The following is an 11,997-nucleotide window of genomic DNA, read 5'->3' as shown; positions in this document are numbered from 1 at the left end:
TAACAATACTAAATTATAGTTTTGGTTTGTTGTTACTATCAAATAATATTAAAAAATTGATAAAAACTAATCATTAGTTTATGAAATTTAAACAAGGGTGAAGTGATTACTTAATATTATGAAAAAACAACTATTATTTGTAATAGATTCGTTACATTGTGCTGGGGCGGAAAAAAGCCTAATTACATTATTATCACTTTTAGATTATTCAAGGTTTTCTGTTGACCTTATGCTTTTTGGTCATGGTGGAGAGCTTGAGGAATTAGTTCCGAAAGAGGTAAATATTTTAAAACCGTTAAAGTATACAGAATTTGCAGCTTTGAGTATGAAACAAGCAATTACTTACTCTGTAAGTCATATTGATTTTAAAATGTTTTCTTCTAGGATAAAGTACTCGTTGGGAATCCGTAAGAAAAAGTTCAGCAATCCACAGAAAGCGAGAATCTTTTGGCAAAGTGTTTCTAATGTTATCGAAAAAAATCCTAAGGAATATGATATAGCTATTAGTTATGCGCAGGGAATTCCTACTTTCTATGTAGCAGACAAGATAAAAGCAAAGAAAAAGTATGCATGGGTGAACGTTAGTTACCGATTAGATGATATAGAAAAGGAATTCCAAAAAAAGTATTATGATCAATACAATAAAATCGTGGCAGTTTCTGATTCAACTAAAGAAATATTATTAGAGACCTTTCCACACTACTCAAGGAAAATAGATGTGATTTACGATATTAATAATCCTAATTTCATTTCTAAAATGGCAAATATAGGTAATGATTATGACGACCATTTTGCTGGCGTAAGAATTCTAACAATCGGAAGGCTAGCCCACCAAAAGGGGTACGATATTGCCCTGAAAGCATGTAAAAGTCTTAAAGAACGAGGACTAAAATTTAAATGGTATGCGTTGGGGAAAGGACCACTGAAAAAGGAAATAGAGGAAAATATAAAGGTAAATGACCTGGCTGAACACTTTATCTTGTTAGGGGTTAAGGCAAATCCTTACCCATATATAAAAAATGCTGATTTATATGTACAGACTTCGAGGTTTGAGGGGTTCGGACTAGCGATTGCAGAGGCACGAATGCTTAATATTCCAGTTGTTACTACAAGGTTTGATGCGGTTTACAATCAAATGGTTGACGGAAAAAATGGTTTAGTGGTTGAGATGAGCTCAGATGCTGTTTGTGAAGGGATATTAAAAATGATCACTGATCAGGAATTAAGGGAGAGTGTTATCGAATACCTACATTCTGAGAAGAAAGGGAATGTTGAGGAAATTAAGAAGGTTTATGAATTAATTGGATAAGAAAGAGAGAAAAACAAATGAAAAAAAAGTTAGTATTTATGTTGATCAATATGAATGTAGGAGGGACAGAGAAAGCGCTACTTAATATGCTATCAGAAATCCCTTCAAAAGAATATGACATCACCCTTTTATTGTTAGAAGAATATGGGGGATTTTTAAATTCAGTTCCTAAGGATATTCATGTTGATTATTTACCAGGATATTTAAAGATGAAAAATATACTGAATCAGCCTCTCCACATCGTTGCTTTAAACTTTCTTAGAAAGGGGAGATTCGTTAAAGCTTTTATTATAATTTTGCTTCACTTAATTTCAAAAATTACGAAAGAAAGAAGCATTATATTTAAATATGCCTTAAAAGACTATCAAGATATCGAAACAGAATATGATGTTGCAATAGCTTATGCAGGCCCAATGGACTTTATCAGCTATTTTGTCATAAATAAAGTGAAAGCTAAAAAGAAAGTCCAATGGATTCATTTTGATGTTACTAGGATCGGATTTAATCAAAAATTTGCCAAGAAAATTTATAAAAAATTCGATAAGCTCTTTGTTGTTTCAAATGAGGGTAGGAAAAAGATAATCGACTATTTGCCGAATCTTAACGAAAAGGTCGATACTTTTTTCAATTTAATATCTCAAAGTTCGATAGTGAAGATGGCTAACGATGGGGTTGGATTTGAGGATCATTTTAAAGGGTTAAGAATATTAACAGTAGGTCGACTAACTAAAGAGAAGGGCCAGGATTTAACAATCCCCGTATTAGCAAAATTAAAAGAAGATGGGTACAACGTTAGGTGGTACTGCATTGGTGATGGGAGAGACAAAGGAGATTATGAAAAATTAGTAGAAGTATACAATGTAAAAGAAGACTTTATATTTCTGGGAGCTAACACTAATCCATATTCTTTTATGAAACAGTGTGATCTATATGTGCAGCCATCACGACATGAAGGTTACTGTATTACATTAACAGAAGCAAAATGCTTTAACAAGCCGATAATTAGTACAAATTTTACAGGGGCTTGTGAACAAATTATTCATAATCATACTGGATTAATTGTAAATTTTGATGCACAAGAGATGTATTTAGCTTTAAAGCAATTGTTAGATGATGAAAACTTAAAAAGAAGATTAGAAGAAAATTCACGACTTAACAAAATAAACACAACAACTGAAATTCAAAAATTATTTAATATTGTTCCAAATTAAAGTCTCAAGTTTTGATTACAAAAGAAACTTGAGACTTTTCTTTTGTAATCAAAACTTTGGGGAAGATAGGGAGGAAATAACATTGAAAAAAGTGCTTTTTATGCTCAGTAGTATGAACATTGGCGGTGTAGAAAAGTCACTACTCTCCCTATTATCCGAGATACCTAAGGAGAAATATGATATTACTATTTTGCTGCTGGAAAAGAAGGGTGAATTTTTGAAGTATATCCCCGATTGGGTAAAAGTTGAGGAGGCTTCATGGTTTCATTCAGTGAAGCCGATTATCATGCAGCCGCCACAACAAACCATAAAAGATTATGTGAAAAATAAACAATACTTTAAAATTCCAGTATTTTTATTTTCTTATTTTATCTCAAAGTATTTTAAAAATAGATACTTTTATTATAGGCAGGTATTCAAAAGTATCTCACCAAATGATAATACATATGATGTAGCTATTTCATACCAAGGGCCAACCGATATCATTGATTTTTATATAGCCCATAAAGTCAAAGCAACTAAAAAAATATCTTGGGTCCATTTTGATATTTCAAAACATCAGGTTAATAAAAAATTATATGCAAAATTGTATAAGGAATTCAATAAAATATATGTAGTTTCTAAAGAAGCAAAGAGGCATTTAATAGAGCAAATTCCGGTAGCAAAAATCAAGGCTGATACTTTTATGAATATTGTACCAGCTAATCTGATAATTGAAATGGCAAAAGAAACAATCCAATTTGATGAAACATACAAGGGTATAAAGGTTGTAACTGTAGGAAGGCTTTCTAAGGAAAAAGGTCAGGATATGGCAATAAATGTTTTATCTAGGTTAAGAAAAGATGGCTACGATGTCAGATGGTATTGCATAGGTGACGGAAATGATAGGAAAGAGTATGAGAAGCAAATTAATGATAACGATTTACAGACTGACTTTTTGCTATTAGGATCCACACCCAATCCTTATCCTTATATTTTAAATTCAGATATTTATGTCCAAACATCAAGGCATGAAGGATATTGTCTTACACTTGCAGAGGCCAAGTGTTTGCTAAAACCAATTATCACAACAAACTTCACTGGTGCATATGAGCAACTAAAGGATGGATACAATGGTTTGATTGCGGAATGTAATGAAGATGAATTATACAAAAGGTTAAAATACCTAATTGAAAATCCATTACAAAGAACCCGGTTAACTGAGAATCTAAAAAATAATCAATTGAAATCAAACATTAAATCAAAAATGTTTTCTATATAGAAAGGAACTAAAGCATGAATCCCAAAATTAGCATTATTGTGCCTGTATATAAAGTGGAGCCCTATATACGAAAATGTGTTGATTCGATATTAGCACAAACATTAACAGATTTTGAACTGATCCTTGTAGATGATGGATCACCGGATAAATGTGGTGAAATTTGTGATGAATATGCGAGTAAAGATAGTCGTGTAATAGTCGTCCATAAAGAAAATGGCGGCCTATCTTCGGCAAGGAATGCAGGGCTTGAGAAGGCAAAAGGAGATTATATCGGATTTGTAGATAGTGATGACTGGATAGAACCAGATATGTATGAATTGCTTTATGATATGTGTATAAAAAATAACTGTGAGATTGCCAATTGCACTAGCGTAATCTATTTCAAAAATAAGACAGTAAAAAATGGAGCACATTCTCTAACAATACACGATAAAACCCAAGCAATGAAAGCAATGCTTGAAGGAAAACTATATGATGAGGTCGTATGGACGAAATTAATAAAGAGGAGTCTGCTAAAGGAAATAAGATTCCCAGTTGGATTAATTTATGAAGATACAGCCATTACATATAAATTAATTCATAAGAGTAATCGGATCTGTTGTATCGGTGCTCCAAAGTACCATTATATAAAACGTGAAAACAGTACAATGGATCATGCGATAAAGAATATAAGAATTGATGGAGTATTAATATATGATGAAATGTTCAAATTTATTGAAAAAAATTATCCTGAGCTACGTAATTTAGTTACTTTAAAGTTAGCTAATAGTGCAATGGTAATATTAAATTTAATTTCAATTAGCGCTAATTTTTCAAAATATAAAACAGAATATTCTAAAGTTGTAGGTATATTAAATAGATATTTTAGTAAAACAATTAGACTAGAAGAATATCCAAAATCAGTGAAGCTATTGCTAATAGCAACAAAAGTTCAACCAATATTTTATAAGCTATTAATAAACCTTAGGAGAATAGGAATATGAAAGAACGATTACAAAAAATTTATTATAAATTTATTAAGATTAAAGGAAACCTTTTGATTTTCCATAATAAGGTTATTTACAAAGTGTTAAAATCGCCAGTTGTTCATAATACGGATGAAACTTTGGATGAGATTCTGCATAATCAATTTTCAATTAGTAGGTATGGCGATGGTGAATTTTCACTAATGAATGGTCAAAGTTTATTATTTCAGCCTTACATTCCTGAACTTGCAATACGGCTAAGGGAAATAGTAAAAAGCAAAAATGAGAAACATTTAGTATGTATTCCTAACGTATTTAGTGATTTAGAATGGTGTTCTGAAAAACCAAAAAAGTATTGGCATAAATATCTAAACTTGAATAGGCGGAAAATATACAAATTAATTGATCGAAAAAAGGAATATTATGATTCCCTCGTTACACGTTTATATATTGATTATAAAGATAAAAGTCGGGCTGGGGATAGCTTTTTAAAATTTAAAAAGCTATGGAATAACAGGGAAATTGTTATTGTAGAAGGGGAACATAGTAGATTAGGTGTTGGTAATAATTTATTTGATAATGCGTGTTCAATTGAAAGGCTGTAATGTCCACCAACAAATGCCTACTCAAAATATAGTGAAATTTTAAATGAAATAAAAAGGTTGGATAAAACAAAATTAATATTAATCGCACTTGGACCCACTGCTACAGTATTATCATATGATCTATCAATTAGAGGTTATCAAGCAATTGATATTGGTCATTTCGATATAGAATATGAGTGGTTTTTACAAAATGCTATGGAAAAGTCTCCTGTAAAAAATAAATATATTGGAGAAATTCCGGGTGGAACGAATGTAAGCGAAATTTTTGATGTGAAATACGATGGCCAAATAATTTCAAAGATAATATAGCTAATCATTGAAATTAGTTTTTAATAAATTAAAAAAGGAATTATAAAATGAGAACTAATCATTCAATAAAAAACATAACAATTAGTATTTTTTCTCAAGTAGTTATTGTTTTACTTGGCTTTTTATCTAGAAAGATTTTCTTAGATAGCCTTGGAGCGGAATATTTAGGTATTAACGGGTTATTAACTAATGTTTTGTCAATTATGGCGTTGGTAGAAGGCGGAATAGGAATAAGCATTGTTTATAACTTGTATAAACCATTGGCGGAAGACGATCGAAACAAAATAATTGCCTTAGTCCAGTTATATAAAAAGGCTTATGGAATATTAGCTATTATTATATTAGTTATTAGTATTATTATATATCCCTTAGTAGGACATTTAATGAAGGATGGAAGTTCGATATCGCAGCTTTCGATCATTTATTTTTTATTTGTTACAAAGAATATGATTTCTTATTTAAATGCTCACAAGTGGTCATTAATAAATGCAGATCAAAGAGGATATGTACTAGCTCGAACCAACCTACTTATTCATGTAGCAACTACGGTAGCAAAGATTATCGTCTTATTAGTAACAAAAAATTATCTTTTTTACTTAGCAATAGAACTTTTCTTTTACTTACTTCAAAACATTATTAATGGAAGAATTGTTAATAATCGATACCCCTATATAAAAACAAAAATTAAACACAAAATCGATAATAACATAAAAGAAAACTTAGTAAAGAATGTAAAAGCAATGTTTTTACACAATATTGGCGGTTATTTAGTTTTTGGAACTGATAATATTCTTATTTCTGCCTTTATTAGTGTAGCAACAGTTGGGATTTATTCCAATTATACAATGATAACCCAGCAATTATCAGCTTTAGTTAGCCCAATATTGGGCGGTATTGGTGCTAGTGTTGGAAATCTAATTGCAACGGAAAGTGCAGAGAAAAATTATTCGATTTTTAAAGTGTCTTATTTAGTGAACTTTTGGATATATTCTTTTTGTGTGATTTTTTTATTTAACTTATTAGAGCCCTTTATTAGCTGGTGGCTCGGAAAACAGTATTTATTAGATAATTTAGCGTTTATTTTTATTTTAATAAATTTCTATTTAGACGGAATGAGGTCATCAATTTCAACATTTAAAAATAAGGCAGGATTATTTGTACAAGATAAATATGCACCTTTAATTGAGGGAGGAATTAATTTAATTGCGTCTTTAATTTTGGTTAAGGTTTACGGGTTAGCTGGGATTTTTTTAGGAACAACAATAAGCACTATAGCGACTGTGTTGTGGACCCAGCCATGTATAGTTTATAGATATGTTTTTAATAAATCAGTATTTACTTATTTTATTAAATATGGATATTATTTTGGTTTAACGATAGTGGCATGCTTTGTCACAACGATCATTTGTAATGCTCTTGCTATAGGAGATAATTTTATTTCCTTAGTTATTAAGGGGATATTTTGTCTAATTGTTCCGAACCTATTGTATTTTGTACTTTTTTACAAAACAGATGAATTTAAATATATCAAAAATACCTTAAATAATGTGATTAATGGGAAAAAGCAAAAGAAACTTACAAGAAATCAAGTAGGTTTTTAATAAGAAATTATAAAGAATGGGATGACTTTTTAGTCATCCTATTTTCTTGCTATACAATCTCATGCTTGGTTTATTGTTCCATTCAAAATTACGGGGGCATCACAGTGGGAATAAAATAGATCTAAAAGTATTCAAGTTTTTTATGGAGTTATGTTACAAATGGCAGTATTGATTTTTGGAATATTAAAACACAGATAGGAGAGGTGTTTTTCTTGAAGGTTATTATTCACAAGGAAATTGATTCATTGGAAAAGCTGCTACCAAAATGGGAAATCTTATACCGAGACTTTCGTGAAATTACGGTTTTTCAAGATATTGGTTGGGTTAAAAGTTGGTGGTATTATAAAAGCAAAAAAGATAAAATGACTCCTTTTATTATTGAAATAAGGGATGAAGATAAAACTATTGGAATAATTCCACTGTATATTTCGCAAGTCAGATTTGCGAGGTTTAATTTTCGATTGTTAAAACCAATAGGTTCGGAACTATCTGATTATTTAATTCCAATCTTATCAAAAGAATATTCAGCTGAAAAACTTCTTAGTTTGGCATTTAAGAAGATAAGAGAAGACAAATTGAACTGGGATTGTATGGAGTGGGGGGATATACCTGCTGAATCGTATTTTTTAAACTTTCTATCTAATCAGGGATTGAAGAAATACAGTTTAATAGAAAGAGAAAAAGCAGATATTTGTCCATTCCTATTAGTAAATAAAAATTTTGAAGAAGTTAAGAAAAGATTCAGTAAAAAGTTCATGAATAATATACTTTATAATGAGAGGAGATTAAATAAAGATGGTGAACTTAAATATTCAAGGGTTACATCCGAAGAAGAAATAGTTCCTATATTGAATAAATTTTTTGAGTTGCATATTGAACGATGGGGAATTACAAATACACCAAGTAAATTTAAAGGTGTAGAGGAACGAGAATTCTTACTGCTTGCAGCTAAAAATCTTTTTAAAAGCAATCTATTACACCTTGAATATTTAAGTCATAATGGTGAAATATTAGGTGTTCTTTTTGGAATGTCGGACGGTATCAAAAATTATATTTATCACTTTGCAATAAATATTAAATTCGGAAAATACTCCCCTGGAAGTCTTATAATTTATTATCTTATTCTTGAGGCATGCAGAGATGGACATGAAATTGTAGATTTTCTTAGGGGAGATGAAAAGTATAAAGAAAACTGGGGGGATTTTGATAAATATAATGTAAAATATATATTCTTTAACTATTCTATAAGGTCTTCACTATTTAAAGCTTTAAAACATTTCTATATGCATGAGTATTCAACGATACTAAGTGAATGCTTTAAAATTCTGAAAGGAAAAAGAAAAAGGATAGTTCATAATAATTACTCAAACTTTGCAGATTGAAATCGGCAAATAAGCATTGATGTAATTGGAAAGGCTAACGATTCACCGATGAAGTTGGCTTTTGTTTGATTTTTAAACTTTCTTGTTTTTTTAGGCTATCTTCAAGAAGCTAGATTAACTGCTGTAGAATAAAGCCTAATTGAGTTCGTTTACTTCATCGCAAAGTTCATAGAAAAGTCCACCTAAAGTAGGTTGGTCCGTGTAGCAGTGCGATTTTTCCATAACAATACAATGTATCGAGAAATACAATTGTTGTATGGCTATGAGTAAATCATATGATATTCCGTGAAACTCCTTCGAAGGCGGAAAACGCGGGCGTGGCACAGACAAAAACAAGGTTTTAGTGGGTTTATTCTTGAGCAAAAAAGGACATCCGCTTTACCTGAAAATGGAGGTTGTTTCTAACCTCAAAGGGGAAACCTTAATTGATTTTGCCGATAAAAGCATCCAACCAGGTTCGACAATTAGTAGCGATGCTTATCACCCTATCGAGCACTTGAAGAAGCTATTTTTAACCACAAGTATCAAGTATCAAGTCTACAATGCAAAAAAAGTCTAGACCAATTACAACTGGCCGCATTTCTGTTCATTCGAATGCAAAAATATTTATTGGAAGAACGTACCACAGTTTTGATTCAATGCATCTCTAAACTTATTTAGACGAATTTTGTTATCGATTTAACCGAAGAAAATTCAAAGGTAAATGGTTCAGCTGTTTAGGGACACTTTGTGCATCAACAAAGACGATTACTTATTTTGAGCTAGTGGGATAATCATTAAAAAATTAAAAAGAATAGGATGGCTTATTAGTCATCCTATTTATCACTATACTTATCAATATTGGATTAGTATTCCATTGAAGATTACGGAGGCATTACAGTAGTGATAATGAAAATAGATTTAAAAGTATTCAAGTCCTTTATGAAGTTTTATTACAATTGGAGGTATTGGAGAAATCTATATAAAAGTATGATGCTGCATAGTCGATTAAATAATACAAAAAAGGACCAATCCCTCCCATATATAAATAAACCTGGAATTGCCTTTTCTTTTGATGACAGTTATAGAATTTATGATTGGTATAAATATGGAAAGGATTTATTTGGCTATTATGATGTTAAAGTAACCTTTAATATTAACGCAATTCACCATTTTGAGGGCAATAGAAAACATACACAAAATGAGATTGATAAGTTATTAGAATTGCAATCGAATGGTCATGAAATTGCACATCATGGTTATAAACATAGAAAAGCAACAGATTACTCCAATGAATTTGGTATAAACAAGTGGGTTGAAGATGAAATAGTAACGTTATTTAATTGGATGGAGAATCAATCGCATTCAATTACAAAGGAAAAGTTTAAAAAGCCAGTTTCTTTCGCCTTTCCGCACTTTGTCTACAATGTTGACAATATAAAGGAACTAATACCGAAGTATTTCAAAATTGTTAGAGGCCAAATGTTTAAGGATAACTTAACATCATTTAATCATACTGGATTTGCACCATCAATTTGTTTAGATGCCTATTACTCCTTCAATTTATATTATGTTAAAAAGATGATGAAAATTGCAAAGAAATCAGGAAGAAACTTGATCATCACATGTCATTCCATATTACCTAAAGAAATAGATTGGGATGATTTTGGATGGGGAGAGGAGTCAATAAAATCTGGTACATGGAGAACAACTCCTACAACAATACAAGCGATTATCGATGTTGCAAGAAAAAATGATATGGAATTTTATACAACATCAGAGGTAGCAGGGATAGCAACTTTTATTGATCCTAATTTTGAGAAATATGTTAGAACGCTGATTTCAAATCTTTCTGCGGAATGGATCCCAATTTCCGAACTAATTTTAATAAAAGAATTGGATTTAAGTAACAAGGGAATCTCTAATTTAGATGGAATACAATACTTTATAAATTTAGAAAGACTTAATTTAAATAATAATAAAATTTCTGATTTTAGACTTTTAGTGAAACTACCCAAACTAAAGAATTTATATACTGAAAATAATCTCGCAAAAAGGATGCCAAGAAAAAAATTAAATGCAGTTTGAAGTTTTGCACATATAAAAAAAATGTAGGTGGATACCCCCTATCTTCGACTGAAATTTTAATAATATGTCCTAAATTTGCAATGAAAATTGATATTAACCAAACGTGATAGCTTTAAAGAAAAAAATTAAGTGATGTGAGAGGAAATGATTAAATTATCTTTGAATGTAATCGGGAATGATAGTAAGTCCTCTAGAATACTAGATTTAATTAGGTTTTTATCTTCACTGGTTGTTTTATTATTCCATTTTTACGTTCCATTACCGGGTTATCAAGCAGTAATGATTTTTTTTGTTCTTAGTGGTTACTTTATTTCTACAAGTGCTCTAAGGGAAATAAACGAAAATAGATGGAATTGGTTTAATTATTTATTAAAAAGACTGATTAGACTCTGGATTGTTTTATTACCAAGCTTAATTTTGACATTTTGTTGGGCAAAGGTACAATTTAGTATATTCGGGGAATCTAAGATTTCTAACTACCTAAATTGGAAAGTGTTTATTGGAAATTTATTTTTTCTTCAGGGAATTTCAGTACCTGTTTATGGGCTAAATGGACCTTTATGGAGTTTAAGTTACGAATTTTGGTACTATATTTTATTTCCCTGTATTGTGCTATTAATTTATATACCAAGGATTAGAATTAAGCTACTTTATGCTTTAATAATAATTATTATTTCATCTTTTGTTGGATTGAAGATAACCGAATATTTCTTAGTATGGTTAATGGGAGCAATTATTCCTCTTGTAAAACCTATAATGTTTAAGAGTAATTTTGTAAAATATTTAATCCTTTTTATTTCTATTATATTAGTCATAGCATCAATGAAAGCATACATGTTTTTTGGGAATCATCCAAAATTGCAAATAGTACCCGATTTATCTATTGGAATAACTTTTAGCATATTACTGTACTTAATTGTTTCGTTTTTTAATTATGAGATAGGTGAAAATATAATTAATATTCCCAAACAATTAGCGGCATTTTCTTACACACTTTACCTTACACATTTTCCATTAGCCCATATAATATTTACTTGGAGAGCCTCTACATTATGGACATTTGATGGGAAAGAAGCAATGTTCATTAAATTAATAATAATGGTTTCGGTAGTCTTGTATGCATGGATTATTTCATCGTTAACTGAGAAGCATACAGAAAAGGTCAGAAAGGCGATATTTGGTTTTATTAAAGCTTTAAATGTAAAGAAAGTCAAGTCAATAATTGTAAAATAATATTAATAATAAATCAGGAAACCATGCGGGTTCAAACTTTTTTTAAAACTCATG

At 30.3% G+C, this 11,997-nt stretch carries 8 protein-coding genes and 3 pseudogenes; 10 read left to right on the top strand and 1 reads right to left on the bottom strand.

The window, feature by feature from the left end; genetic code table 11:
- The first annotated feature begins 118 nt into the window (after positions 1-118).
- The 7 genes and pseudogenes from G6554_RS12305 to G6554_RS12275 all read left to right on the top strand — a co-directional run bounded on the left by G6554_RS12305 (position 119) and on the right by G6554_RS12275 (position 8,643).
- On the top strand, positions 119-1,309 hold the full coding sequence (locus tag G6554_RS12305) for a glycosyltransferase (RefSeq protein WP_166242205.1): 1,191 nt from the start codon (positions 119-121) through the stop codon (positions 1,307-1,309).
- 17 nt (positions 1,310-1,326) lie between these two features.
- Positions 1,327-2,520, top strand: coding sequence for a glycosyltransferase (locus G6554_RS12300; RefSeq protein WP_166242203.1), 1,194 nt, complete (start codon positions 1,327-1,329; stop codon positions 2,518-2,520).
- 91 nt (positions 2,521-2,611) lie between these two features.
- Positions 2,612-3,781, top strand: coding sequence for a glycosyltransferase (locus G6554_RS12295; RefSeq protein ID WP_347564302.1), 1,170 nt, complete (start codon positions 2,612-2,614; stop codon positions 3,779-3,781).
- A 14-nt stretch (positions 3,782-3,795) separates the two neighbouring features.
- Positions 3,796-4,764, top strand: coding sequence for a glycosyltransferase family 2 protein (locus tag G6554_RS12290; RefSeq protein WP_166242199.1), 969 nt, complete (start codon positions 3,796-3,798; stop codon positions 4,762-4,764).
- A pseudogene (locus G6554_RS12285) lies at positions 4,761-5,660 on the top strand (SP_1767 family glycosyltransferase). The gene G6554_RS12290 and the pseudogene G6554_RS12285 overlap by 4 nt, the downstream one beginning before the upstream one ends.
- Positions 5,661-5,707: 47 nt before the next feature.
- The gene (locus tag G6554_RS12280; protein ID WP_166242197.1) at positions 5,708-7,261 is read left to right on the top strand and encodes a lipopolysaccharide biosynthesis protein; all 1,554 of its coding nucleotides are present in this window, start codon (positions 5,708-5,710) and stop codon (positions 7,259-7,261) included.
- A 212-nt stretch (positions 7,262-7,473) separates the two neighbouring features.
- Positions 7,474-8,643: a GNAT family N-acetyltransferase gene (locus tag G6554_RS12275; protein ID WP_166242195.1), complete on the top strand. Its 1,170-nt coding sequence runs from the start codon at positions 7,474-7,476 to the stop codon at positions 8,641-8,643.
- A 150-nt stretch (positions 8,644-8,793) separates the two neighbouring features.
- On the opposite strand, the pseudogene G6554_RS26355 reads toward G6554_RS12275, so the two are convergent.
- Positions 8,794-8,940: pseudogene (locus tag G6554_RS26355) on the bottom strand (IS4 family transposase); the annotation flags it as partial.
- 19 nt (positions 8,941-8,959) lie between these two features.
- Between G6554_RS26355 and G6554_RS12270 the strand changes: the two are divergent.
- The 3 genes and pseudogenes from G6554_RS12270 to G6554_RS12260 all read left to right on the top strand — a co-directional run.
- A pseudogene (locus G6554_RS12270) lies at positions 8,960-9,202 on the top strand (transposase); the annotation flags it as partial.
- Between the two features lie 329 nt (positions 9,203-9,531).
- Positions 9,532-10,710 (top strand): DUF2334 domain-containing protein, encoded by a 1,179-nt coding sequence (locus G6554_RS12265; RefSeq protein ID WP_166242225.1) that lies wholly within the window; start codon positions 9,532-9,534, stop codon positions 10,708-10,710.
- A 144-nt stretch (positions 10,711-10,854) separates the two neighbouring features.
- Positions 10,855-11,943 carry an acyltransferase family protein gene (locus tag G6554_RS12260; RefSeq protein ID WP_166242191.1) on the top strand — a complete coding sequence of 363 codons (1,089 nt, stop codon included), beginning with the start codon at positions 10,855-10,857 and terminating at the stop codon, positions 11,941-11,943.
- The last annotated feature ends 54 nt before the right edge of the window (positions 11,944-11,997 follow it).

Origin of the sequence: Bacillus sp. MM2020_4 (genome assembly GCF_011250555.1) — a bacterium.
GTDB lineage: Bacteria > Bacillota > Bacilli > Bacillales > Cytobacillaceae > Neobacillus.
Note: the sequence above shows the minus strand (reverse complement) of the source record. Positions and strands in the feature narration are given on the sequence as shown.